This is a genomic window from Streptomyces sp. NPDC005775, from assembly GCF_042871565.1.
In the GTDB taxonomy this organism is placed as follows: domain Bacteria; phylum Actinomycetota; class Actinomycetes; order Streptomycetales; family Streptomycetaceae; genus Streptomyces.
In genome coordinates this window covers 580,454-604,293 of the sequence record NZ_JBIAIU010000003.1, presented here as the reverse complement: position 1 = coordinate 604,293, position 23,840 = coordinate 580,454, and the positions used below count along the sequence as shown (strand labels likewise).

The following is a 23,840-nucleotide window of genomic DNA, read 5'->3' as shown; positions in this document are numbered from 1 at the left end:
GCCCAACTCGCTAGCCTGGCGCCTCCATTGGCGATGCTGGGAAGTGTCCGAAAAGTATCGTCGTCCGCCTGATGGGCGGGGTTCGAAGTGCGTACCGACGCCGCGAACCAGGCGGGACCTCGCGGACACGACCCAGGGGCGGGCGGGACGGGTGAGAGCCATACGTGGCGCGGCGTGGGCGTACATCCTGGCCGTCGCGCTCGGCGCCGTCCTGTGTGCCCTGCCCGCGCTGCGTCCCGGCGCGGGCACTCCGTGGACCACCCTCGGACTGCTCGCCGGGCTCTACCTCATCTGTGAACTGCCCGGCCGCTGCCCCTTCTTCGGCAGCTCCGTGCCGGTCAGTGCCGGATCGTTCTTCCCCCTCCTCCTCGCCGCGGCCTTCCTGCTGCCGCCCCCGGCCGCGGCGCTGGTCGCGATCCCGGGCTCGCTCGTCGGCCGGGTGGAGAAGCCTCCCGCCGCGGCGCGACGCGTCTGGCGGGCCGGCCGGCTGCCCGTCACCGTCTGGGCGGCGTCGTCCGCGCACGCCCTGCTCGGCGGCAGGGCCGCGCTCGGCGGCCCGGGACCGGACCGGCTGCCCGACCTCCCGTACGCCCTGCTGCCCGCCTGCGCCGCCGCGCTGGTCTTCAGCCTCGTCCTGGCCGCCCTGGACGGTTCCATCCTCGTCGCGGCCGAACACCTGCCCCTGCGACGCGCCTGGAGCGGGATGCTGCCGCGCTCGCTCGGACCGCACCTGGTGCACGGCCTCGCGGGGCTGATGATGGCCATCCTGTGGAACAGCTCGTACGGGCCGCTGGCCGCGCTCTTCGTCCTGCTGCCGATGTACATCTCCTGCTGGGTCTTCGCCCAGTACCACCGCGAGCACGCCGCGCACCGCGCCACGATCAGGGCCCTCGTGCAGGCCGTCGACATCAAGGACACCTACACCCGGGGGCACAGCGAGCGGGTGGGGCACGCGTCCGTGCTCATCGCGCAGGAACTGGGCATGGAGAAGGAGCGCATCGAGGTGCTCCGGTTCGCCGGCATCCTGCACGACGTCGGCAAGCTCGGGGTGCCGACGAGGGTGCTGCGCAAGGACGGGCCGCTGACGCCCGAGGAGCGCCGGGTGATCGAACTGCACCCGGAGTACGGGCACGAGATCGTCCGCGGCATCGGCTTCCTAGGTGAGGCGCGGGCCGCGATCCTGCACCACCACGAACGGCTCGACGGCAGCGGATACCCGTACGGCCTCACCGGCCGCCGGATCCCCGAGTTCGCCCGCGTCGTCGCCGTCGCCGACGCGTTCGACGCCATGACCTCCACCCGCTCCTACCGGCCGGGCCGCCCGGTGCCGGTCGCCGTCGAGGAGCTCAAGCGCTGTGCGGGTACCCAGTTCGACCCGCAGATGGTGCGGGCGCTGGCGCGGGGCCTGGAACGGCACGGGTGGTCCGGGGCGGCGACGGCCGTGACGGCGGACGAGGTGCCGGTGCCGCGGGGTGTGGCCGGCGGTGGGGACGGGGGCGCCGGGCCCGCCCGGGGGCCGGTTCGTCCTCATTCGCCGGACGCACTTGATCCCGGCGCCTCGCCATCGCCATCGTCGCCGTCGTCATTGCCGTCCGGGACGCCGGGCCGCCCCCGGTGAGCCCGCGGTGGGTACGGCTGCCGCCTGTCGTCCTGGCCGTTCGCGGCGCAGCCCTCGTGCTCGCCGCCGCCGGGCTCGTGCACACGCTCCGGGACGGTCTGCGCGAACCAGGTCACGCCCTCGCCTTCGGGGTGCTCATCACCATTGGTGAGCTGGCCCGCTGGGGCGCCCAGCCGGGGGAGCGGGAGCCCGCGCCGCTCGGCGCCGCCGGGGCGCTCGCCTACGCCCTGCTCGGGCGCAGCGGCGGGGGGCCCACCACACACGGGGTCTTCCAGGTGCTCGCCGTGCTCGTCGCGGCGCAGCTCGTCGCCTCCGTGCCCCATGTCGCGCGCGGCAGCGGGCCCGGCCCCGACCAGGTGGCCCGCCGCGTCCTGACCGTCGCGTTCGCGGCCGTGTGCTTCCAGCCGCTGTACAACTCCGGCCGGTCCGCGAGCTGGTTCGGCGAGGGCCCGTACTACGCGGCGTTCCTGCTCGTGCTGCTCGGCCTCACCGCCCTGTGCGACGCGGTCCTGGGCGCCCTGCTGCTGCGGGCCCGCACACTGCCCCGCAGTCTCCGCGCGGCGGGCGCCACCCCCGTCCCGTACGGCCCGCTGCTCCGCGACGAGCTGAGGGCACTGACGGGCATCGGGTCGGCGGTCTGCGCGACCGGCGCCGTGATGGCGCTCGGGGTCGCCGTCGCGGGGCTGTGGGCGCTGCCCGTCCTGTGCGTACCGCTGCTGCTCACCCAGGTGTCCTTCCGCCGGTTCGCCGCCGTGCGCACCACGTACCGGCAGACCATCGCCTCGCTCGCCCGGTCGACCGAGATCGCCGGCTACACCCCGCACGGCCACGCCCGCCGGGTCGCGGCGCTCTGCACGGCCGTCGGGCGTGAGATGGGTCTCTCCGGGCCGGAGCTCACCGTCCTGGAATACGCGGCGCTGATGCACGACATCGGCCAGCTCTCGCTCGTCGACCCGGTGCCGGACGGGGCCACCGCCTGTCTGCCGCCCGCCGAGCAGCGACGGATCGCCCTGCTGGGCGGTGCGGTGGTACGCCAGACCGGGGTGGACACCGAGGTCGCCGTCGTCGTGGAGCAGCAGGCCGACCCCTTCCGCGAGCAGCCGCTGTCCGCCAGGATCGTCCGGGCGGTCAACGCATACGACGACCTGTGCGGGGAAGGTCTCAGCGGGCCGCTCGGCGCACTGGAACAGCTCAGGCTCGGGACAGGCCGTGATTACCAGCCCCAGGTCGTGGAATCGCTCGCGCGGGTTCTGGCCAGGGGCGGTCTGACCCCCGTCCCGCCTGGGTAACCCATGGGTAATGAGCGGGCGTCCGGCCGGGCATGGTTGGATGCGAAGAGAGTGGAAAACGAGGGTGTCCAGTCGGGACAGGCGGGAATCGTGAGGATCTTCGGGAAGGTACGGCATCGGCCCTCCGCCTCTTGGCGGCAGGCCACGGACCGCGCGTTCACGCTGATCGGCGACGGCCGGTACGAGGACGCGGGCGCGCTGCTGACGCGTGCGGCGGATCTGGAGCCCTGGCTCTCGGAGTCGTGGTTCAACCTGGCGCTGCTGCACAAGTTCCGGCACGACTGGGAACAGGCGAGAGCCGCGGGCCTGCGGGCCGTCGCGCTGCTCGACAAGGAGTCCGGCGCCCCCGACTGGTGGAACGTCGGGATCGCCGCCACCGCGCTCCAGGACTGGCCGCTGGCCCGCCGGGCCTGGCAGGCGTACGGGCTGAAGGTGCCCGGCGGCGGGCAGCAGACCCCGGCCTCCGGCAGCGAGCCGGTCGGCATGGAGCTCGGCAGCGCGGCCGTGCGGCTGTCGCCCGAGGGCGAGGCCGAGGTCGTGTGGGGACGCAGGCTGGATCCGGCACGGATCGAAGTGCTGTCCATCCCGCTGCCGTCGTCGGGGCGGCGCTGGGGTGAGGTCGTCCTGCACGACGGGGTGCCCCACGGCGAGCGGATCACCGCGGCAGGGCCGTCGTACCCGGTGTTCGACGAGATCGAGCTGTGGGCGCCGTCTCCCGTGCCCACCTGGGTGGTGCTCCTCGAAGCGGCCACCGAGGAGGACCGGGACGCGCTGGAGCAGTTGGCGTCCGACGCCGGCTTCGCCGCCGAGGACTGGTCCTCGTCCGTCCGGCTGCTGTGCCGGGCCTGCTCGGAGAGCCGGATGGAGAGCGACGAGGGTGATGGCGAGCACCTCGATCCGCACGACCACAGTGAGCCGGGCCATCCCGGTCCGCTGGGTCACCGCACCGCGGGCGAGCTGTGGGTTCCCGAGCGCGAGTGCGGTCTCGCGGCCCCCGCCGGGCTGGTGCGCGGGCTGCTCGACGGGTGGGTGGCGGACAGTCCGGACAGCCGTGAGTGGCGGGATCTCGAAGAAGTCTGCTGACGTCCCGAAGAAGTCTGCCGGAAGGTGCCCGTAGGCTGTACGCGCACCGATTCCGGTGCTCGGGTGCCCGGGTTCCAGCGAGCCGCGGATCCCGGGTTTCAGGTTGTGAGGAAGGCGTACGGCGGACATGGCGCAGCAGGAGACGGACGAGCAGATCAGCGTCGACGAGGAAGGTTTCCTTATCGACACCGAGGACTGTGAGGCGCGTGAGGCGGCATACCGCGAGCGTGGCACCTCGCGCCCGATCACGGTCGTGGGCAATCCGGTCCTGCACAAGGAGTGCAAGGACGTCACCGCGTTCGACGACGAGCTGGCCCGGCTGATCGACGACATGTTCGCCAGCCAGCGGGCGGCGGAGGGCGTGGGCCTGGCCGCCAACCAGATCGGGGTCGACCTCAAGGTCTTCGTCTACGACTGCCCGGACGACGACGGGGTCCGGCACACGGGTGTCATCTGCAACCCGGTGCTGGACGAGCTGGCGCCCGAGGAGCGCGTCCTGGACGACTCCAACGAGGGCTGCCTCTCGGTCCCGACGGCGTACGCCTCGCTGGCCCGCCCGGACTACGCGGTGGTGCGCGGCCGGGACGCCGAGGGCAACCCGGTCAAGGTCCGGGGCAACGGCTACTTCGCCCGCTGCCTCCAGCACGAGACGGACCACCTGTACGGCTACCTGTACATCGACCGTCTGTCCAAGCGCGACCGCAAGGACGCGCTGCGGCAGATGGCGGAGAACACCCCGCGCTACGAGGTCGTTCCGAACGACTGACCCTGAGCGCGCAGGGCGCGAGGGCCTTGTTCCGGTATGGCCGGAGCAGGGCCCATGCCATGTTCCCGTACCTTCAACTTCCGTTCGTCCTTGCACAGTTGACGCGCGTCGACTCGTCCGCCAGGCTCACACTCCACACCTTCACCGTGGTTGGGAGCCCCCCATGCTCAGACGTTCCGCACGACTCCTGCTCGGTCTTGTCATGACCATGGCTTTCGCCTTGGGCGGGGCGGTGGTGACCGCCGGAACCGCACAGGCCGACGGCTGCTACACCTGGACCCGCACGCTGTCCCCGGGCGCCACCGGCAACGATGTCGTCCAGCTCCAGATCAGGGTGGCCGGATACCCCGGATACAACTCCGTACTCGCCGTGGACGGGTCCTACGGGCCCGCCACCACCGCCGCCGTCAAGCGCTTCCAGGCCGCCTACGGGCTGGCGGCGGACGGCGTCGCCGGCCCCGCCACCCAGTCCAAGCTGTACGCCCTCCAGGACAACGACTGCACGCCGATCCACTTCACGTACGCCGAGCTCAACAAGTGCAACAGCACCTGGTCCGGCGGCAAGGTCGCGGCCGCCACCGCCAAGGCGAACGCCCTGAGCACCATGTGGAAGCTGGAGGCACTGCGCCACGCGCTCGGTGACCGCCCCATCACCGTCAACAGCGGCTTCCGCTCCACCTCCTGCAACAGCGCGGCCGGCGGTGCGTCCAACAGCCGCCATATGTACGGCGACGCGGCCGACCTGGGCGGAATCGCCTTCTGCACCCTCGCCCAGCAGGCCCGCAACCACGGGTTCAACGGGATTCTCGGCCCGGGCTACCCGGACCACAACGACCACGTCCACGTGAACCAGGGCCCCAGCCACTTCTGGTCTGCACCCAACTGCGGCATCTGACACGCGTGTGGGGCCCGCCGGCACCGGCGGGCCCCACACACGCGATCAGGCGGACTTCGCCGTCAGGCGCGTCCCGCCCGTCGTCTGCACCGCGGCGCCGTCCGCGGACCGCTCCGTCAGCCGGAGCTGGGAGATGGCGTTGCGCAGGAGGAGCCCGCCTGCTCCGGTGTCCAGCTGCCAGCGCTGCGTGCGCGCCCCTGCCGCGCAGGCCCCGAGCGACAGCTCGGCTCCCACCTCCAGTGGAGCCCCCAAATACTTCTTCCCGCGCGCCGCGTCCAGGCACAGCCCGCTCTGCGCCGACTTCACGGTGTAGTAGCCGTCGGCGGTCGCCGTCAGCGTCCAGGCCGCCTTCGCGTCCCGGGCCACCGACACCCCGGCGTCCGTGCCGGGCGCCAGCGCCTTCGCGCCCGCGGTCAGCCGGTAGGTACCGTCGGCCAGCGGGGCGCGGTCGGTGTTCTCCCAGCCGGGGGCGTGTCCGATCCGCCGGGCGAGCGCCTCGAAACCGGCGTACGTCTCACTGGGCTTCGGGCCGCCCCAGGTGGCCTGGGCGATGAAGCGCAGCGGCATGAAGACCTTCGCCTCGACCTCGTTCTCGGTCTCGGCGGCCGCGCTGTCCGGCCACAGGCTGATCTTCGCGCCGGTCAGGTTCGCCGCCGTGGCCGGCAGGGTCTGGCCCTCGAAGCGCAGGGGCGTCCAGTCGCTCTCGTACAGCTTCTGGGTCTGCGTCGTGTAGCCGCCGCGCACCAGGTAGAGCGCGTACGCGGAGTTCATCACCGGCCGGCCCTCGGCCAGCAGGGCGGACGGCTGCTGGATGGCGCCGCCGCCCAGCCAGTGCTCGACGGTGATGTCACGGTCCAGGGGGACGACACTGTTGCGGCCCATCAGGCCGTCGTTCCAGATCCGCAGCGACCGGCCGTCGGCCTTCACGTGTGCGTTGACCCGGTTGATGAAGTCGACGAAGAGGTCGTCGGGGGTGGCCGAGGCGCCGAACTTCGCGGTCGCGGCCGTCTGCAGCTGCGGATAGTCCGGGTACGAGGAGCCGATCATGTACTCGTCGGCGCCCATGTGCCAGGTGCGGGTGTCCCACACCTCCAGGGCCTCGTCGACCATCGAGGTGTAGTACGTCAGTGCCTCGGGCCGCGAGATGTCCAGCCGGGGCGGCGAGGCGACGCCGTCCTTGTCCTTGAGCTGGAGCTCCGGGTGGTTCTCCAGGTAGGTGTCCATGTGGCCGGGGGAGTTGATCTCCGGCACCAGGTCGATGTGGTACTTCTTCGCCATCGCGACCAGCGCGCGGACCTGCGGCTTCGTGTAGTAGCCCCAGAACGCCGACTCCGGGTCGGCATCGCTCCTGACCTTCGCCTCGATCCAGAGCTGGTTGAGCTTCTGGGAGGCCATGTCCTTCATCAGCCGCTCGAACCAGGGCAGCGAGACGTTGATGTAACAGGCGCACACCCCGACCCCGCGCTCGCGGTACGCGGGCACATCGGTCGCCGAACCGCGCGCGGCCCGGCCGTCGCCGTTCAGCAACTGGAGCACCGTACGCGAGCCGTAGAAGACGCCCGCCGACGTCGCTGCGGTCACCGTGACCCGGTCGCCGACGTCGAGGCGGTATCCCTCCGTGCCCAGCGCTCCCTTCAGGGACGGGTCCTGGCGCAGCACGATGTCGCCCGGCCGGGCCTTGCCCCGCGAGACCGGGGCCTTCCCCGCCAGCTCGCCGGCGAACCGCGCCGCATCGGCCGTCGTGCGCTGCTCCCGCACCCCGTCCAGCACGATCCGGGCCCGGTGCGTGAGGGTGAACTCGCCCTCGCCCGGCTGCCACTGCCGCAGTGAGGGCAGTACCTCGGGCGGTGGCGTGGCAGTGGCCGCCCCGCTCTCGGCCGAGGCGCTCTGCAGGGGCAGCAGAGCGGCGGCGAGCGCGGCCACCACGGCCCCGACGGTCCTTCGTTTAGCCATCCGGATGTCCATGCGCCCGACCCTGGCGGGTCCACGGTGGCCCGGTCCATGGACAGATCAGGGAATCGATTGGACGAATGGTCCGATGTCAGAACGCTGAACGATCAGGCGGCTTCGGTCAATGCGGTCGGACCGCGGAAGGTGCGGCGGTACGCGTTCGGCGTGGTGCCCAGGGAGCGTACGAACTGATGGCGGAGCGCGGCGGCGTTTCCGAAGCCGGTCTGCCCGGCGATCGTATCCATCGTTTCATCGGATGTCTCCAGGAGGTGCTGAGCGAGCAGGACGCGTTGGCGCAGCAGCCAGCGGTACGGGGTGGTGCCCGTCTCCTGCTGGAAGCGGCGGGCGAAGGTGCGCGGTGACATGTGCGCCTGGGCAGCCAGCTGCTCGACGGTCATCTCCTGGTCGAGGTGGTGCTCCATCCAGGCCAGCGTGGAGCCGACCGTGTCGCAGGAGTTCCGCGGCAGCGGGCGCTGGATGTACTGCGCCTGCCCGCCGTCGCGGTGCGGCGGCACCACCATGCGACGGGCGATGGTGTTGGCGGCTGCGGTCCCGTACGCCTGGCGGACCAGGTGCAGACAGGCGTCGATCCCCGCGGCCGTGCCCGCCGACGTGATGACCGGGCCCTCGTCCACGTAGAGCACGTCCGGCTCGACGATCGCCTTCGGGAAGCGGCGGGCCAGCTCGGTGGCGTGCCGCCAGTGGGTGGTGCAGCGCCGGCCGTCCAGCAGGCCGGCCGCGCCGAGCACGTACGCCCCCGAACAGACGCTCAGCACCCTGGACCCTCGGCCCACGGCCCGGCGCAGCGCCTCCAGGGCCTCCTCGGGGTACTCCCGGTCGGTGAAGCCGCTGCCGGCCGGGACGGCGATGAGGTCGGCCTCCTCCAGCCGGTCGAGGCCGTGGGGCGTGCTGATGGTGAACCCGGCATGGGTGCGCAGGACGGGGCCCTCGGCGGAGACCACGGCGAAGTCGTGCACCGGCAGTCCGTCCTCGCTGCGGTCGAGTCCGAACACCTCGCAGACCACGCCGAGTTCGAAGGGGTTGACCGCGTCGAGCAGCAGGACGGCGACATTCTTCAGCATGGCTCCAGTGTGGCAGTAATTCGATGCTCCATGACAGTCCTGCCACTGCCGCGATCGGTGGGAACCGGCGACAGTAGAGGCATGAACACATTCCTGAACTACCTGGGCATAGCAGTCGTTTTCGCACTCTTCCTGGCACCGGCGCTGGTCGGCATCGCCCGCGAACGCCGCATCGACCGCCAGCTGCGGGAAGCGGAACGGGGCCGGAGCGCCGAGCCCCCGCAAACGGCCGACGCCGCGCGGCCGGTGAGGGCCGCACGGCGTCCGTACGTCAGGAGCTGGGCGAGGATCTGAACGGATCAGAAGTCGTCGTCGAAGCCGACCGTGCCCTCGACGGCCACCTGGTAGGCGGACGGGCGGCGCTCGAAGAAGTTCGTCAGCTCCTGGACGCCCTGGAGCTCCATGAACGAGAACGGGTTCTCCGACCCGTACACCGCCGGGAAGCCCAGCCGGGTGAGCCGCTCGTCGGCGACGCACTCCAGGTACTGGCGCATCGACTCGGTGTTCATCCCGGGCAGGCCCTCGCCGCACAGGTCGCGGCCGAACTGCAGCTCCGCCTCGACGGCCTCCTTCAGCATGTCGGTGACCTGCTGCTGGAGCGCGTCGTCGAAGAGATCGGGCTCCTCCTTGCGGACGGTGTCCACGACCTCGAAGGCGAAGTTCATGTGCATCGTCTCGTCACGGAACACCCAGTTGGTGCCCGTGGCGAGGCCGTGCAGCAACCCGCGCGAGCGGAACCAGTACACGTACGCGAAGGCGCCGTAGAAGAACAGCCCCTCGATGCACGCCGCGAAGCAGATCAGGTTCAGCAGGAAACGGCGGCGGTCGGCCTTCGTCTCCAGCCGGTCGATCTTCTCGACCGAGTCCATCCACCGGAAGCAGAACTGCGCCTTCTCGCGGATCGACGGGATCTCCTCGACCGCGTCGAACGCGGCCGCCCGGTCGTCCGGATCGGGCAGATAGGTGTCCAGCAGCGTCAGGTAGAACTGGACGTGCACGGCCTCCTCGAAGAGCTGCCGCGACAGGTACAGCCGCGCCTCGGGAGAGTTGATGTGCTTGTACAGCGTCAGCACGAGGTTGTTCGAGACGATCGAGTCACCGGTCGCGAAGAACGCCACCAGCCGTCCGATCAGGTGCTGCTCGGCGGGCGACATCTTGGCGAGGTCCGCCACGTCGGAGTGGAGGTCGACCTCCTCCACGTGCCAGGTGTTCTTGATCGCGTCCCGGTAGCGCTCGTAGAAGTCCGGGTAGCGCATCGGCCGCAGGGTCAGTTCGAAGCCCGGGTCCAGCAGGTTCTTGTTCTTGTCGGTGCTCATTACTGGCAGGCCTCGCAGGACTCGGGGTTCTCGAGCGAGCAGGCGATCGCGTCCGCGTCGGGTGCGGCAGCCTGCTCGGGGATCGGGGCGGCGGACGCCGCACGGGCGATCCGGGTCGCCGGGCGGGAGCGCAGGTAGTACGTCGTCTTCAGCCCCTGCTTCCAGGCGTACGCGTACATCGAGGAGAGCTTGCCGATCGTCGGCGTCTCCAGGAACAGGTTCAGCGACTGGCTCTGGTCGAGGAACGGCGTACGGGCCGCCGCCATGTCGATCAGTCCGCGCTGCGGGATCTCCCACGCGGTGCGGTACAGCGCCCGCACCTCCTCGGGGATCCACGCGAAGCCCTGCACGGAGCCGCTCGCCTCGCGCAGCGCCTCACGGGTCCGCGCGTCCCACACGCCGAGCTTCTTCAGTTCGTCCACCAGATAGGCGTTGACCTGGAGGAACTCGCCGCTGAGCGTCTCGCGCTTGAAGAGGTTCGAGACCTGCGGCTCGATGCACTCGTACACGCCCGCGATCGAGGCGATCGTCGCCGTCGGCGCGATGGCCAGCAGCAGCGAGTTGCGCATCCCGGTCTTCGCGACGCGGGCGCGCAGGGCGTCCCAGCGCTCCGGCCAGTTCAGCTCGGTGTCGTAGTGGTCCGGGTGCAGCACACCGCGGGCGGCACGCGTCTCGGACCAGGCGGGGAGGGGGCCCGAGCGCTCGGCGAGGTCGCAGGACGCCTCGTACGCGGCGAGCATGATCCGCTCGGAGATCTTCGTCGACAGGGCGCGGGCCTCGGGGGAGTCGAACGGCAGCCGCAGCTGGAAGAAGACGTCCTGGAGACCCATCGCGCCCAGACCCACCGGCCGCCAGCGGGCGTTGGACCGGCCGGCCTGCTCGGTCGGGTAGAAGTTGATGTCCACGACCCGGTCGAGGAACGTCACGGCGGTACGGACGGTGGCGTCCAGACGCTCCCAGTCGATGGTGCCGTGGGAGACGAAGGCGCCGAGGTTGACCGACCCGAGGTTGCAGACGGCCGTCTCGCCGTCGTCGGTGACCTCCAGGATCTCGGTGCACAGGTTCGAGGAGTGCACGACGCGGCCCGGCTCGGCGGTCTGGTTCGCGGTCCGGTTGGAGGCGTCCTTGAACGTCATCCAGCCCTGGCCGGTCTGGGCGAGGGTCCGCATCATCCGGCCGTACAGCTCACGGGCGGGCATGGTCTTGCGCGCCAGGCCCTTGGCCTCGGCCGCCCGGTAGGCGGCGGCGAACGCGTCGCCCCACAGGTCGACCAGTTCGGGCACGTCGGCGGGGGAGAACAGCGACCAGGTACCGTCCGCGTCCACCCGGCGCATGAACTCGTCGGGGATCCAGTGCGCCAGGTTGAGGTTGTGCGTACGCCGCTGGTCCTCGCCCGTGTTGTCGCGCAGCTCCAGGAACTCCTCGATGTCCGCGTGCCACGTCTCCAGGTAGACGGCGGCGGCGCCCTTGCGCCGGCCGCCCTGGTTGACCGCGGCGACGGAGGCGTCGAGCGTCTTCAGGAACGGGACGATGCCGTTGGAGTGCCCGTTGGTGCCGCGGATCAGCGAACCGCGGGCGCGGATGCGGGAGTACGAGAGGCCGATGCCGCCCGCGTGCTTGGACAGGCGCGCCACCTGGTGGTAGCGGTCGTAGATGGAGTCCAGCTCGTCCAGCGGGGAGTCCAGCAGGTAGCAGGAGGACATCTGCGGGTGCCGGGTGCCGGAGTTGAAGAGCGTGGGGGAGGAGGGCAGGTAGTCCAGCCGGCTCATCAGCCCGTACAGCGCGGCGACCTCGTCCAGGGCGCGCTCGGAGGTGTCCTCGGCGAGACCGGAGGCGACGCGCAGCATGAAGTGCTGCGGGGTCTCGATGACCTGACGGGTGAGCGGGTGGCGCAGCAGGTAACGGCTGTGCAGGGTACGCAGGCCGAAGTAGCCGAAGCGGTCGTCGGCGCCGTCGGCGAGCGACCGCCCGACGATCGCGTCCAGGGCGGCCGCGTGCAGGGTGACGAACGCGGCGGTGCGGTCCGCGATCAGGCCCTCGCGGTGGCCGACGGCGACCGAGGCGGAGAAGGACGTCGCGCCCTGCCCGGCCGCCTCGTCCGCGATGGAGCGGGTGAGGAGGCGGGCGGCGAGCCGGGAGTAGGCGGGGTCCTCGGAGATCAGGCCCGCGGCGGCCTCGGTGGCCAGCGAGCGCAGCTCCGCCTCGTCCGACCGGGCGTTGCGGCCGCGCAGCGCCGCTGCGGCGACGCGTCCGGGGTCGGTGTCGGGCAGATCGGCGGTGAGGTCGGTCAGGGTCCGCAGCAGTGCGGTGCCCGGTCCGTCGCTCGTGGTTCCCGTTGACTCGGCCGCTGTAACCGGATCGGCTGGCGCGATGGTCACGTGGTGCTCTCCCTCGCTCGGCTCTGGGCCTGGCGGGAGTCGGGGGCAGCCGGGCGGAGCGGGACCCGGCGGGGCGGCGCACCGTGCGGCGTCCACCGGCCCATCCACGAGGCCCGGACGTCTGGGCATCCGGATCGGTCGAGCCGGATGCGCTGTCGGCAGGACCTCGGACTCGTGGGTGCACAAAAGCACACCGAACACACCGTTGCGGGACAGTTCCGGATTTGCACCGGATTTCCCTGCGGCGACAGCAGCCATGAGCATACATGTGGGGGCTGCTGGATGCGGCAGCCCCCACATGTTGTGTCGTGCTCGCTCCTACGCCGGAGAGCGCAGCTCCAGACGGTACGTCAGCAGCTTCAGGTCGTCGATGGGGCTCCAGTCCCTTTCGGGGGTCCGTACGAAGCCGAGGCGCCCGTAGATCCGGTGCGCCCCGAACATCCCCGGCTGCGTCGACAGGACGATCCCCGTGACGCCCGTGGTGCCCCGTGCGCGGTCGATGCAGGCCCGTACAAGAGCCTCGCCCGCCCCGGCACCCCGGGCCTCGCGGGAGACCGCCAGCATCCGGAATTCGGCCTCGTCGGCCGTGGCGATGTCGCACCACGGGTTGCCCGGCGGGGCGTAGGTGACCCCGCCCAGGACGCGGCCCCCGGCGTCGGCGGCCACCAGCACCTCGGCCTCGGCTGCCCGGCGGGGCACGTCGCGCAGCCGCACCAGGTACGGATCGTCGGCGCCGTAGTCCAGGAGCCCGTCGCCGAGATAGGCCTCGGCGGTGATCTCGCCGAGGAGTGCGTGCTCGGCGGGCTCGACCGGCCGGATCGATATGTCCATGGGCGTAAGTCTGCCGCATGCGGTGGCCGGATCCCCAAGAGGTTTTCCGCGGGACGCGCGAACGGGCCGCCGTACCCCTGACGCAGGAGTGCGGCGGCCCGTTCGCGCGGTCGACGGTCAGTGACCGCCCGGCGCACCGGCGGTCGCCGGCGGGAGTTCCGTCTTCACGCCGGGGTCGCCCGCGTCCGCGGTGTAGTCGCCCGGAGAGGTCTCGTCGATCCCCGCGGGCGCCTTCACGGCGTTCAGGACGAAGGTCAGGACGACGACCACGACGACGTTCAGCACGAAGGCCGTCAGGCCGATGTAGCCGATCTCGCCGAGGCCCGGGATCTCCTTGGAGGACCCGCCGAAGTGCTTCTGGGACGGGCTGGCGACCCCGTACGCGGCGAGCGTCCCGTACAGCATGCCGACCGCCCAGCCCGCGAGCAGCGCCCAGCGGTGGAACCACCGGGTGAACAGCCCGCCGACCAGGGCAGGCATCGTCTGGAGGATCCAGATTCCGCCGAGCAGCTGGAAGTTGATCGCGACCGTCTTGTCCATGGTGAGGACGAAGGCGAGCGCGCCGACCTTCACCAGCAGCGACACCAGCTTGGAGACCTTGGTCTCCTGCGCGGGTGTCGCGTCGGGCTTCAGGAAGTCCTTGTAGATGTTGCGGGTGAACAGGTTCGCCGCGGCGATCGACATGATCGCGGCGGGAACCAGCGCGCCGATGCCGATGGCGGCGAAGGCCACGCCCGCGAACCAGTCGGGGAACATGTTCTCGAACAGCTGCGGGATCGCCAGCTGGCCGTTGTCCACCTTGACGCCGGCGGCGATCGCCATGAAGCCGAGGAGCGCGAGCAGCCCCAGCATCAGGGAGTACAGCGGCAGGATCGTCGTGTTGCGGCGGATCACGTTGCGGCTGCGGCTGGACAGCGTCGCCGTGATCGAGTGCGGATACATGAAGAGCGCCAGTGCCGACCCGAGCGCCAGGGTGGCGTACCCCCAGTGGCCCGCCTCGCCGGGCGCGAGTCCGGCCACCGGTTTGCCGGCCGCCTCGTTCTTCGCCGAGAAGGCCTCGCCCGCCTTGGCGAAGATGTCGTCGAAGCCGCCGAGCTTGATCGGGATGTAGATGATCGCCACGGCGATGACCAGGTAGATCAGCCCGTCCTTGACGAACGCGATCAGCGCGGGGGCGCGCAGCCCGGAGGAGTACGTGTAGGCCGCGAGCACCGCGAACGCGATCAGCAGCGGCAGGTCCTTGATGAACCAGTGCGTGTTCTCGCCGCCGCCGACGCCCATCACGTCCAGCACCGCCTGGATGCCGACGAGTTGCAGCGCGATGTACGGCATCGTGGCGAGGATGCCGGTGACGGCGACCGCCAGCGACAGCCCCTTGGAACCGAAGCGGCCGCGGACGAAGTCCGAGGTGGTGACGTAGCCGTGCTTGTGCGACACCGACCACAGGCGCGGCAGGAAGGTGAAGATCAGCGGGTACACCAGGATGGTGTAGGGCACCGCGAAGAAGCCGGCCGCGCCCGCCGCGTAGATCGCCGCAGGTACGGCGACGAAGGTGTACGCGGTGTAGAGGTCGCCGCCGAGCAGGAACCAGGTGACCCAGGTGCCGAACGACCTGCCGCCCAGCCCCCATTCGTCGAGGCTGGCCTCGTTCTCGGCCTTGCGCCAGCGGGCGGCCATGAAGCCGACGACGGTGACGGCCAGGAAGAAGAAGATGAAGACGCCGAGTGCGACGCCGTTCACGCCGTCCTTCATGCTGACGCACCCCCCTTGCGGGCGCGCTGGTCACGCTGCCACAGCTTGTACGCGATCATCGTGAGCGCCGTGGAGATCAGCACCCAGAGCATCTGGTACCAGTAGAAGAACGGGATGCCGATGAAGGTCGGGTCGACCTTGGCGTACGAACTCACCCAGAGCATCGCCACGAACGGCGCGATGAGACACAGGGCGATGACCACCCTCATGGGTGTGACGGTGGGTGGCTTTCCTTCTGGTTCTTCCGCCATAACGGCGACTCCGTCCCCTCGCTGATCACCTGTTGTAACGGGCACGAAATCTAGGCGAGGGTTCCGGCCACCGTCACCCCCTGTCCGCATTGCGGTCCGGCAACGGTCCTGTGGCCTCGGATGGTTGGTCGGAATGCGGTAAATATCCGTGGGTTGGTCCGGACCATAAGGGCCGGAGTGACGAACAGCCCCCGTGGGCACGCTTCCACGGGGGCTGTTCGACGGGTCCGGTGGCCGGCTTCAGTCCAGCGGACGCTTCAGGCGGGCCACGAACTTGTAGCGGTCGCCCCGGTAGACCGAGCGGACCCACTCGACCGGCTCGCCCTGTCCGTCCAGCGAGTGCCGGGACAGCATGAGCATCGGCAGTCCCACGTCCGTACCGAGCAGGCCGGCCTCGCGCGGGGTGGCCAGGGAGGTCTCGATGGTCTCCTCGGCCTCGGCCAGCCGCACGTCGTACACCTCGGCCAGGGCCGTGTAGAGGGACGTGTACTTCACCAGTGAACGCCGCAGCGCGGGAAAGCGTTTGGCCGAGAGGTGGGTGGTCTCGATCGCCATCGGCTCACCGCTCGCCAGGCGCAGGCGCTCGATCCGCAGCACGCGCCCGCCCGCGGTGATGTCGAGCAGCCCGGCGAGGGTGTCGTCGGCCGTCACATAGCCGATGTCCAGTAGCTGGGACGTCGGTTCCAGCCCCTGGGCGCGCATGTCCTCGGTGTACGAGGTGAGCTGCAGGGCCTGCGAGACCTTCGGCTTCGCGACGAAGGTGCCCTTGCCCTGGATGCGCTCCAACCGGCCCTCGACGACCAGTTCCTGGAGTGCCTGGCGCACGGTGGTGCGCGAGGTGTCGAACTCGGCGGCCAGGGTGCGCTCCGGGGGCACAGGCGTGCCCGGCGGCATCGTGTCCGTCATGTCGAGCAGATGTCGCTTCAGCCGGTAGTACTTCGGGACGCGTGCGGTACGCGTGTTCGCGCCCGTCTCGTTCCCCGTACTGCCCCCGTCGGCACCCATGGCCCGCCTTCCCGACTGCTGCGTTGCTGCCGTCACCGGCTCCTCCGTCTGTCGCGGCTCACATGGTGGCACGGTCCGGTCACGGCTCGTCGCCCTCCCTCAGGTGTCGGTCCTATAACGGACGCGAGTGCACTTCTTATACACCCTTGACACCCCTAAAGGTCTAGGCCAAGCTCCCGGTACTGGTCTAAACCATTAAAGACCAGGTCCCAGCCCCACGGGCAGTACCCGTCGCATTCAATCGTGCGACGGAGGGCGTTCTCGGGTGGTGGGGGGAATTCTCTTGCATCCCTGAGGAGGGTGTCGTGAAGCGCGGACTCATCGCGGCCATTGGCGTCGTGGCTCTGTTGGCCGGTGCCACTGCCTGTGGCTCGGACGACAAGACCGACAGCAGCAGCAAGAAGACGGGCCCCGAAAGCTACAAGGGTCAGACGCTGACCGTCTGGGCCATGGACGGCTCGACGCCTCCCGGCTGGACCAAGGACCTGACCGCCGCCTTCGAGAAGAAGACCGGCGCCAAGCTGAAGTTCGAGACCCAGAAGTGGGACGGCATTCAGCAGAAGATCACGACGGCTCTCTCCGAGTCGACCCCGCCGGACGTCATCGAGGTCGGCAACACCCAGACCCCGGCCTACGCGGCGACGGGCGGTCTCTCCGACCTGAGCGAACTCAAGAAGGAGATCGGCGGCGACTGGGTCGAGGCGCTCAACGAGTCCTCGGTCTTCGACGGCAAGCAGTACGCCGCCCCGTGGTACTTCGCCAACCGCGTCGTCATCTACAACAAGAAGGTCTGGGCCGACGCGGGCATCAAGGACACCCCGAAGACGCGGGACGAGTTCTTCAAGGACCTGGACGCCATCAAGGCGAAGGGCAAGGCCGAGCCGATCTACCTGCCCGGCCAGAACTGGTACTTCTTCGACGGCCTGACCATCGGCCAGGGCGCGGACCTCGTGAAGAAGGAAGGGGACAAGTACGTCTCCAACCTCTCCGACCCCAAGGTCACCGCGGCCATGGAGCTCTACAAGAAGTACCAGGCCTACTCCAAGGCCCCCAAGGACAAGGACGAGGCCACCCCGCAGCAGGCCGAGGTCTTCGCCAAGGGCAACGTCGGTGCCTTCATCGGCATGGGCTGGGAGGCCGGCACGGCCATCGCGGCCAACAAGAAGATCGAGAGCGACATCGGCTACTTCACCATCCCGGGTGAGACCGCCGACAAGCCCGAGGGCGTCTTCCTCGGTGGCTCGAACTTCGCGGTCGCCGCGGGCAGCAAGAAGCAGGACCTCGCCAAGGAGTTCCTGAAGCTGTCCCTGTCCGACCAGTTCGAGGGCCAGCTGGCCAAGGAGAACGGCGTCATCCCGAACAAGGAGTCGCTCAACTCCAACCTGACCGGAAACGGCGCCGCCGAGGCCGCCGCCCCGGCCGCCGCCGTCGGTGGCACCACCCCGCTCATCCCCGAGTGGGCCGCTGTCGAGAACGCGCCGAACCCGATCAAGAGCTACATGACCGCGGTTCTGAACGGCAAGTCCCCGGCCGACGCCGCCAAGGCCGTCGAGTCGGAGATCAACAAGCGTCTCTCGCAGAAGAGCTGATCGAACGCGCCGGGGGGCGGGCAACGACCGCCCCCCGGCGCACTCGCGTGACTCGACCGTACGGCCCAAGACAGAGATGGCGAGCATGTCAGTGCAGACCGAAAAAGTGGACTCGGTCCCGGCAGCCGGCGTCCGCAAGGACGACGCCCCTTCCGGTGGCCCCGCCGCATCGAGCAAGGAGCGGACCGGTGGCTCCGCCCCCTACCTCCTCCTCGTGCCCGCACTGCTCGTCACAGCGGTGCTCCTGGGCTACCCACTGGTCAAGAACGGCATGCTGTCGTTCCAGAACCTCAACCCGCGCCAGCTGATCCTCCACCTGACCGAGTGGAACGGCGTCGACAACTACAAGGAAGTCCTCGGCAGCTCGGACTTCTGGAGGGTCGTCGAGCGGTCGGTCCTCTTCACGGCCGCCAACGTCGTCCTGATCATGGTGCTCGGGATGCTGGTCGGCCTCCTGCTCGCGCGCCTGGGCAAGAAGATGCGCCTGGTGCTCATGCTGGGCCTGGTCCTCGCCTGGGCCATGCCGATGATCGCGGCGACGACTGTCTACCAGTGGCTGTTCGCCCAGCGGTTCGGAGTCGTCAACTACGTCCTCGACAGCCTCGGCTGGCACTCGATGGCCGACTTCAACTGGACGAGCAGTCAGCTGTCCACGTTCTCGCTGGTCACCCTGGTGATCGTCTGGCAGTCCATCCCGTTCGTGGCGATCAACCTGTACGCCGCGTCGACGACGATCCCCAAGGAGCTGTACGAGGCCGCCTCCCTCGACGGCGCCAACTCCTGGAAGAGCTTCACCCTGGTGACGCTCCCGTTCCTCAAGCCGTTCCTGCTGGCCACGACATTCCTCGAAGTCATCTGGGTCTTCAAGTCCTTCGCCCAGATCTTCGCGATCAACGGCGGCGGCCCGGACCGGCTCACCGAGACCCTGCCCGTCTACGCGTTCGTCGAAGGCGTCGGCAACCAGCACTTCGGCATGGGTGCGGCCATCTCGTTCCTGACGATGATCGTCCTGCTGGTGATGACCGCCTACTACCTGCGCACCGTACTCAAGCAAGAGGAGGACGAGCTGTGAAGCGCTCACTGTTCGGCCGGATCTGGCCCAACCTGACGGCTGTCGTCCTCTTCATAGGCTTCGCGTTCCCCGTCTACTGGATGTTCAGCACGGCCTTCAAGCCGACCGGCGACATCATCACCGACACCCCCGTGTGGTTCCCCACCGACATCACCTTCGAGCACTTCAAGAAGGCCATGGCGGCCGACCACTTCTGGACCCTGGTCCGCAACTCGTTCACGGTGACGATCGTCTCCGTGGTCGCCTCGCTGGTGATCGCGCTGCTGGCCTCCTTCGCGATGGCCCGCATGCGCTTCAAGGGCCGGCGCGGCATCCTGCTGACGTTCATGATCGCGCAGATGGCGCCCTGGGAAGTCATGGTCATCGCGATCTACATGCTGGTCCGCGATGCGGACATGCTGAACAGCCTGGTCCCGCTGACGGCCTTCTACATGATGATGGTCCTGCCCTTCACCATCCTGACGCTGCGCGGCTACGTCGCCGCCGTGCCCAAGGAGCTGGAGGAGTCCGCCATGGTCGACGGCTGCACCCGCCCGCAGGCGTTCAGGAAGGTGATCCTGCCCCTGCTGGGCCCCGGTCTGATGGCGACCTCGCTCTTCGGTTTCATCACCGCCTGGAACGAGTTCCCGCTCGTGCTCATCCTCAACAAGGACATCGAGTCCCAGACCCTGCCGCTCTGGCTCTCGCAGTTCCAGACCGCGTTCGGTGACGACTGGGGTGCGACCATGGCCGCCTCCTCGCTCTTCGCGATCCCGATCCTGATCCTCTTCATCTACTTGCAGCGCAAGGCCGTCAGCGGTCTCACCGACGGCGCAGTGAAGGGATAACTCAGCCCATGACCACCCTGATCTCCACCACCGACACCGTCACCCGCGACGCCCTCGCCGTCCTGCAGCCGGGCTTCACCGGCACCACGGCACCGGACTGGCTGCTGCGCCGCGTCGGTGAGGGCCTCTCCTCCGTCGGGCTGTTCGGCCGCAACATCGAGACGCCCGAGCAGCTCGCCGCGCTCACCGCCCAGCTCCGCGCCGAGCGTGACGACGTGCTCGTCGCGATCGACGAGGAGGGCGGCGACGTCACCCGGCTGGAGGTGCGTCACGGCTCGTCCTTCCCGGGCAATCTGGCGCTCGGCTCCGTCGACGACGTCTCGCTGACCCGTGCCGTCGCCCAGGAGCTGGGCCGCCGGCTCGCCGACTGCGGTGTCAACCTCAACTGGGCGCCCTCCGCGGACGTCAACTCCAACCCCGGCAACCCGGTCATCGGGGTGCGCTCCTTCGGCGCCGACCCGCACCTGGTCGCCCGGCACACCGCCGCGTACGTCGAGGGCCTCCAGGCCGCCGGCGTCGCCGCCTGTACCAAGCACTTCCCGGGGCACGGCGACACCGCGGTCGACTCGCACCACGCGCTGCCCCGCATCGACGTGGACCTCGAAACCCTGCACGCCCGTGAACTGGTGCCTTTCCGGGCTGCCATCGCAGCGGGCTCCAAGTCGGTGATGAGCGCGCACATCCTGCTCCCCGCGCTCGACCCGCACCGTCCGGCGACCCTGAGCCCGCAGATCCTGACCGGTCTGCTGCGCGAGGAGCTGGGCTACGACGGCCTGATCGTCACCGACGCCGTGGAGATGCAGGCCATCGCCTCCACGTACGGGATCGAGCGCGGCTCGGTCCTCGCGATCGCGGCGGGCGCCGACGCGCTCTGCGTCGGCGGCGGCCTCGACGACGACAGCACGGTCCTGCGGCTGCGCGACGCGCTGGTCGCGGCGGTCCGGGCCGGCGAACTCCCCGAGGAGCGGCTGGCCGACGCCGCGGCCCGGGTACGGGCCCTCGCGTCCTGGACGCAGGGGGCCAGGGGGGCTGTCTCGGAGCCGGGCGCGGAAGTGCAGGAGGGGACCGCGCCCGGCACCGGAAACAGCACGGGCATCGGCTCGGACATCGGTCTGATCGCCGCCCGCCGCGCGGTGAAGGTGACCGGCACGGGCGAGCCGCTCACCGGACCGGCGTACGTCGCCGCGTTCACCCCGGTCGCGAACATCGCCGTCGGTGACGAGACCCCGTGGGGCGTCGCCGCCGAACTGGCCCGACTCGTACCGGGCACGGGCACCGACACGTACAGCGACCGGACCGAGGCACCCGAGACCGGTGTGCTGCGGGCCGCGGGGGAGCGGCGCATCGTCGCGGTCGTCCGCGACGCGCACCGCCACCCGTGGATGACCGAGGCCCTCGACGCGGTGCTCGCGGCGCGTCCGGACACGATCGTGGTCGAGATGGGCGTCCCCCAGGCCGAGCCCAGGGGAGCCCTGCACATCGCCACGCACGGCGCGGCCAGGGTCTGCGGCCGAGCGGCGGCGGAAGCGATCACGCGTTCCGGCCCGTCCGGCGCTTGAGGACGAAGCCCGCACGTCCAAGCCCGTCCGGCAGGTGAGAACAACACGTCCACGCGGGACACGCACGCGAGAGGGCCGGGACACCACACGGTGTCCCGGCCCTCTCGCGTACCGCCGGAAACTAAATACCCTGCCACAGCGGCTTCGCCGCATACGTGGCGCGGAAGTAGTCCGCCAGCTTCAGCTTGGACGCCGCCGCCTCGTCGACCACCACCGTCGCGTGGGGGTGCAGCTGCAGCGCCGACGCGGGCACGATCGCGGCGATCGGCCCCTCGACCGTCTGCGCCACGGCGTCCGCCTTGCCCTCGCCCGTCGCGAGCAGGATCGGGTGGCGGGACTCCAGGATCGTGCCGATGCCCTGGGTGATGACGTGGTGCGGCACCTGCTCGATGTCGTCGAAGAAGCGCGCGTTGTCGACCCGGGTCTGCTCGGTCAGCGTCTTGATCCGCGTACGCGAGGCGAGCGAGGAGCACGGCTCGTTGAAGCCGATGTGCCCGTCCGTGCCGATGCCGAGCAGCTGGAGGTCCACCCCGCCGGCCTCGGCGAGCGCCCTGTCGTACGCCTCGCAGGCGGCCTGGACGTCCTCGGCGGAGCCGTCGGGGCCCATGAACGACGCCTCGGACAGCCCCAGCGGCTCGACGACCTCGCGCAGCACCACGGACCGGTACGACTCCGGGTGGCCCGCCGGCAGCCCCACGTACTCGTCGAGCTGGCAGATGCGGGCGCGCGACGCGTCCACCGCGCCGGAGCGGACCTTCTCGGCCAGCGCCTGATAGATGGGCAGCGGGGTCGATCCGGTGGCAACGCCGAGAAGGGCGTCGGGCTTACGGCTCAGCAGGGCACCGATGGCCCCCGCGATCAGTTCGCCGCCTGCCTTGGCGTCCGGGACGATGACAACTTCCACGCGGGGCCTGCCGATCTAGAGTGAAGACATGTGGTATAGACCAATCGAAATCCTAATGTAGCAGAAATCGCATACGGGAACACGGCCCGTTCCGCCCGTCGGACGAACCGTGCGGCCCGGTCGGGGCCGTTCCGACGGGCCGTCCGCTGGCGGCCCCGCGGTGCTCCGTGTTCGACTTGACCGACGCATCGCGACACCCCCGGGAGGCCCCAGACATGTCCGCCACGTACCCGGCCGACGAGAGCGAGCAGCCCGGCCGGATCATGTCCGGCGAGATGGCCGAGCAGCCCGAGATGCTGCGGCGCATCCTCGACCGGGGCGCACCCGCCATCCGGGCGGTCGCCGCCCGGATCGCGGCCCGCAAGCCGCGCTTCGTCCTGCTCACCGCCCGCGGCACGTCGGACAACGCCGCCCTCTACGCGAAGTACCTGATGGAGATCACGCTCGGCCTGCCCTGCGGCCTGGCGTCGATGTCCACGACCACGGCGTACGGTGCGAAGCCGGATCTGAAGGACGTCCTGGTCATCACCGTGAGCCAGTCCGGCGGTTCGCCCGACCTGGTGGCGTCGACGAAGGCGGCCCGGGAGGCCGGAGCCGTGACGCTGGCGGTGACCAACAGCCCCGACTCACCGCTCGCCGCGGTCTCCGAGTACCACATCGACATCCTCGCGGGCCCGGAGAAGGCCCTGCCGGCCACCAAGACGTACACGGCCTCGCTCCTCTCCCTGTACCTCTTCGTGGAGGGGCTGCGCGGCGGCGACGGCGCTGCGGCCGCGATCCTGCCGGAACTCGCCGAGGCGATCCTGGCCCGCAAGGACGAGGTCAGGGCCCTGGCGTCCCGCTACCGTTTCGCCGAGCGCATGGTCATCACGTCGCGCGGCTACGGCTATCCCACGGCCAAGGAAGCCGCCCTGAAGCTGATGGAGACGAGCTACATCCCCGCTCTGTCCTACTCCGGCGCCGATCTGCTGCACGGTCCGCTGGCCATGGTCGACAACATCTCCCCGGTGATCGCCGTGGTCACCGACGGCCGGGGCGGCGAGGCCCTGCAACCGGTGCTCGACCGGCTGCGAGGCCGGGGCGCGGACCTCTTCGTGGTCGGCCCGAAGGCCCAGGTGGAGGCAGCTTCCGCGGGCTTCGTGCTGCCGACGGCGGGGGTCGCCGAGGAGGTCCAGCCGATCCTGGAGATCCTGCCGCTGCAGATGCTGGCGTACGAGGTGACGATCGCCCGCGGCCAGGACCCGGACGCGCCGCGGGCGCTCGCGAAGGTCACCGAGACCCGCTGAGGAACACGCGGAACCGGCCAGGTGGAGATGCGCACCCGTCGAGGCCGCGTAGGGACCGGCCCCGGAAACACCCGCGGGCCGCGGCGCCGGGCCGGGACCCTCAGCCCGACCAGCACCGCAGCCCGGAGTAGGACCGCCCGTGACGGGCGATCGGCTCGGCCGGCGGTGTGCGGTGCCCCCGGCCGGGGAGAGGTACCGGCGCAGTCAGGGCAGAGAGCGCGGGTACCTCGTTCCGCTCTCCTGTGCGGGGAGAGCGGAGGCTCTGTCTTCAGCATTCTGGACTAGACCACTCGCGGTGTCCATCCGCGGGGCGCGGTGATTTCCGGCCCTTCCTCCTGCACGTGCGGGCGGCCCGTCCGGTTCGGAACCTGTGCACATCCACAGGTA

Annotated in this window: 20 protein-coding genes and 1 riboswitch; of the genes, 11 read left to right on the top strand and 9 right to left on the bottom strand. The window is 70.2% G+C overall.

Annotated features, from left to right (window positions below):
- The first annotated feature begins 151 nt into the window (after positions 1-151).
- The 5 genes from ACFYPA_RS10065 (at position 152) to ACFYPA_RS10045 (ending at position 5,651) form a co-directional block, all read left to right on the top strand.
- Positions 152-1,618: an HD-GYP domain-containing protein gene (locus tag ACFYPA_RS10065; protein WP_389130942.1), complete on the top strand. Its 1,467-nt coding sequence runs from the start codon at positions 152-154 to the stop codon at positions 1,616-1,618.
- A complete protein-coding gene (locus tag ACFYPA_RS10060) occupies positions 1,615-2,907 on the top strand; it encodes an HD domain-containing protein (protein WP_359076954.1) in 1,293 nt (430 codons plus the stop codon). Before ACFYPA_RS10065 ends, ACFYPA_RS10060 begins: the two co-directional genes overlap by 4 nt.
- A gap of 90 nt (positions 2,908-2,997) precedes the next feature.
- Positions 2,998-3,990 carry a hypothetical protein gene (locus ACFYPA_RS10055; protein ID WP_359076956.1) on the top strand — a complete coding sequence of 331 codons (993 nt, stop codon included), beginning with the start codon at positions 2,998-3,000 and terminating at the stop codon, positions 3,988-3,990.
- A 127-nt stretch (positions 3,991-4,117) separates the two neighbouring features.
- Positions 4,118-4,756 (top strand): peptide deformylase, encoded by a 639-nt coding sequence (def, locus tag ACFYPA_RS10050; RefSeq protein ID WP_359076958.1) that lies wholly within the window; start codon positions 4,118-4,120, stop codon positions 4,754-4,756.
- A 163-nt stretch (positions 4,757-4,919) separates the two neighbouring features.
- A complete protein-coding gene (locus ACFYPA_RS10045) occupies positions 4,920-5,651 on the top strand; it encodes a D-Ala-D-Ala carboxypeptidase family metallohydrolase (protein WP_359314386.1) in 732 nt (243 codons plus the stop codon).
- Positions 5,652-5,696: 45 nt separating this feature from the next.
- Here ACFYPA_RS10045 and ACFYPA_RS10040 read toward each other — a convergent pair whose 3' ends face one another.
- Positions 5,697-7,604 (bottom strand): family 20 glycosylhydrolase, encoded by a 1,908-nt coding sequence (locus ACFYPA_RS10040; RefSeq protein ID WP_389130937.1) that lies wholly within the window; start codon positions 7,602-7,604, stop codon positions 5,697-5,699.
- A gap of 104 nt (positions 7,605-7,708) precedes the next feature.
- A complete protein-coding gene (locus tag ACFYPA_RS10035) occupies positions 7,709-8,683 on the bottom strand; it encodes a helix-turn-helix domain-containing protein (RefSeq protein ID WP_389130934.1) in 975 nt (324 codons plus the stop codon).
- Between the two features lie 81 nt (positions 8,684-8,764).
- Between ACFYPA_RS10035 and ACFYPA_RS10030 the strand changes: the two genes are divergently transcribed.
- A complete protein-coding gene (locus ACFYPA_RS10030; RefSeq protein ID WP_359076966.1) occupies positions 8,765-8,977 on the top strand; it encodes a hypothetical protein in 213 nt (70 codons plus the stop codon).
- Positions 8,978-8,982: 5 nt separating this feature from the next.
- Here ACFYPA_RS10030 and ACFYPA_RS10025 read toward each other — a convergent pair whose 3' ends face one another.
- The 6 genes from ACFYPA_RS10025 to ACFYPA_RS10000 all read right to left on the bottom strand — a co-directional run bounded on the left by ACFYPA_RS10025 (position 8,983) and on the right by ACFYPA_RS10000 (position 16,216).
- Positions 8,983-9,999, bottom strand: coding sequence for a ribonucleotide-diphosphate reductase subunit beta (locus tag ACFYPA_RS10025; protein ID WP_359076968.1), 1,017 nt, complete (start codon positions 9,997-9,999; stop codon positions 8,983-8,985).
- Positions 9,999-12,377 carry a ribonucleoside-diphosphate reductase subunit alpha gene (locus tag ACFYPA_RS10020; RefSeq protein ID WP_389130930.1) on the bottom strand — a complete coding sequence of 793 codons (2,379 nt, stop codon included), beginning with the start codon at positions 12,375-12,377 and terminating at the stop codon, positions 9,999-10,001. Before ACFYPA_RS10020 ends, ACFYPA_RS10025 begins: the two co-directional genes overlap by 1 nt.
- A 139-nt stretch (positions 12,378-12,516) precedes the next feature.
- A riboswitch (cobalamin riboswitch) is annotated at positions 12,517-12,651 on the bottom strand.
- 44 nt (positions 12,652-12,695) lie between these two features.
- Entirely contained in the window at positions 12,696-13,208 is a 513-nt protein-coding gene (locus ACFYPA_RS10015; protein ID WP_389130928.1) for a GNAT family N-acetyltransferase, read from the bottom strand.
- A gap of 117 nt (positions 13,209-13,325) precedes the next feature.
- On the bottom strand, positions 13,326-14,960 hold the full coding sequence (gene mctP, locus ACFYPA_RS10010) for a monocarboxylate uptake permease MctP (RefSeq protein ID WP_359076974.1): 1,635 nt from the start codon (positions 14,958-14,960) through the stop codon (positions 13,326-13,328).
- Entirely contained in the window at positions 14,957-15,211 is a 255-nt protein-coding gene (locus ACFYPA_RS10005; protein ID WP_359314377.1) for a DUF3311 domain-containing protein, read from the bottom strand. Before ACFYPA_RS10005 ends, mctP begins: the two co-directional genes overlap by 4 nt.
- A 240-nt stretch (positions 15,212-15,451) precedes the next feature.
- Positions 15,452-16,216 carry a GntR family transcriptional regulator gene (locus ACFYPA_RS10000; RefSeq protein WP_359077781.1) on the bottom strand — a complete coding sequence of 255 codons (765 nt, stop codon included), beginning with the start codon at positions 16,214-16,216 and terminating at the stop codon, positions 15,452-15,454.
- 305 nt (positions 16,217-16,521) lie between these two features.
- On the opposite strand from ACFYPA_RS10000, the gene ACFYPA_RS09995 reads away from it, so the two are divergent.
- From ACFYPA_RS09995 to ACFYPA_RS09980, 4 genes are all read left to right on the top strand, one after another.
- Positions 16,522-17,805 carry an extracellular solute-binding protein gene (locus tag ACFYPA_RS09995; protein WP_359076978.1) on the top strand — a complete coding sequence of 428 codons (1,284 nt, stop codon included), beginning with the start codon at positions 16,522-16,524 and terminating at the stop codon, positions 17,803-17,805.
- Between the two features lie 85 nt (positions 17,806-17,890).
- A complete protein-coding gene (locus ACFYPA_RS09990; RefSeq protein WP_359076980.1) occupies positions 17,891-18,877 on the top strand; it encodes a sugar ABC transporter permease in 987 nt (328 codons plus the stop codon).
- A complete protein-coding gene (locus ACFYPA_RS09985) occupies positions 18,874-19,704 on the top strand; it encodes a carbohydrate ABC transporter permease (RefSeq protein WP_148020652.1) in 831 nt (276 codons plus the stop codon). Before ACFYPA_RS09990 ends, ACFYPA_RS09985 begins: the two co-directional genes overlap by 4 nt.
- 8 nt (positions 19,705-19,712) lie before the next feature.
- A complete protein-coding gene (locus tag ACFYPA_RS09980; protein WP_359076982.1) occupies positions 19,713-21,263 on the top strand; it encodes a glycoside hydrolase family 3 protein in 1,551 nt (516 codons plus the stop codon).
- Positions 21,264-21,384: 121 nt separating this feature from the next.
- Here the strand turns inward: ACFYPA_RS09980 and nagB are convergent, their stop codons facing one another.
- The gene (gene nagB / locus ACFYPA_RS09975) at positions 21,385-22,167 is read right to left on the bottom strand and encodes a glucosamine-6-phosphate deaminase (RefSeq protein ID WP_359076984.1); all 783 of its coding nucleotides are present in this window, start codon (positions 22,165-22,167) and stop codon (positions 21,385-21,387) included.
- A gap of 215 nt (positions 22,168-22,382) precedes the next feature.
- Here nagB and ACFYPA_RS09970 point away from each other — a divergent pair, with 215 nt between their 5' ends.
- The gene (locus ACFYPA_RS09970; RefSeq protein WP_359076985.1) at positions 22,383-23,453 is read left to right on the top strand and encodes an SIS domain-containing protein; all 1,071 of its coding nucleotides are present in this window, start codon (positions 22,383-22,385) and stop codon (positions 23,451-23,453) included.
- Positions 23,454-23,840: the final 387 nt, after the last annotated feature.

Coding starts and splice junctions, on each gene's coding strand:
- ACFYPA_RS09970 (WP_359076985.1), top strand. CDS start 22,383: ATGTCCGCCACGTACCCGGCCGACGAGAGCGAGCAGCCCGGCCGGATC.
- ACFYPA_RS09980 (WP_359076982.1), top strand. CDS start 19,713: ATGACCACCCTGATCTCCACCACCGACACCGTCACCCGCGACGCCCTC.
- ACFYPA_RS10000 (WP_359077781.1), bottom strand. CDS start 16,216: ATGGGTGCCGACGGGGGCAGTACGGGGAACGAGACGGGCGCGAACACG.
- ACFYPA_RS10045 (WP_359314386.1), top strand. CDS start 4,920: ATGCTCAGACGTTCCGCACGACTCCTGCTCGGTCTTGTCATGACCATG.
- mctP (WP_359076974.1), bottom strand. CDS start 14,960: ATGAAGGACGGCGTGAACGGCGTCGCACTCGGCGTCTTCATCTTCTTC.
- ACFYPA_RS09990 (WP_359076980.1), top strand. CDS start 17,891: ATGTCAGTGCAGACCGAAAAAGTGGACTCGGTCCCGGCAGCCGGCGTC.
- ACFYPA_RS10035 (WP_389130934.1), bottom strand. CDS start 8,683: ATGCTGAAGAATGTCGCCGTCCTGCTGCTCGACGCGGTCAACCCCTTC.
- ACFYPA_RS10030 (WP_359076966.1), top strand. CDS start 8,765: ATGAACACATTCCTGAACTACCTGGGCATAGCAGTCGTTTTCGCACTC.
- ACFYPA_RS10040 (WP_389130937.1), bottom strand. CDS start 7,604: ATGGCTAAACGAAGGACCGTCGGGGCCGTGGTGGCCGCGCTCGCCGCC.
- ACFYPA_RS10015 (WP_389130928.1), bottom strand. CDS start 13,208: ATGGACATATCGATCCGGCCGGTCGAGCCCGCCGAGCACGCACTCCTC.
- ACFYPA_RS10005 (WP_359314377.1), bottom strand. CDS start 15,211: ATGGCGGAAGAACCAGAAGGAAAGCCACCCACCGTCACACCCATGAGG.
- ACFYPA_RS10025 (WP_359076968.1), bottom strand. CDS start 9,999: ATGAGCACCGACAAGAACAAGAACCTGCTGGACCCGGGCTTCGAACTG.
- def (WP_359076958.1), top strand. CDS start 4,118: ATGGCGCAGCAGGAGACGGACGAGCAGATCAGCGTCGACGAGGAAGGT.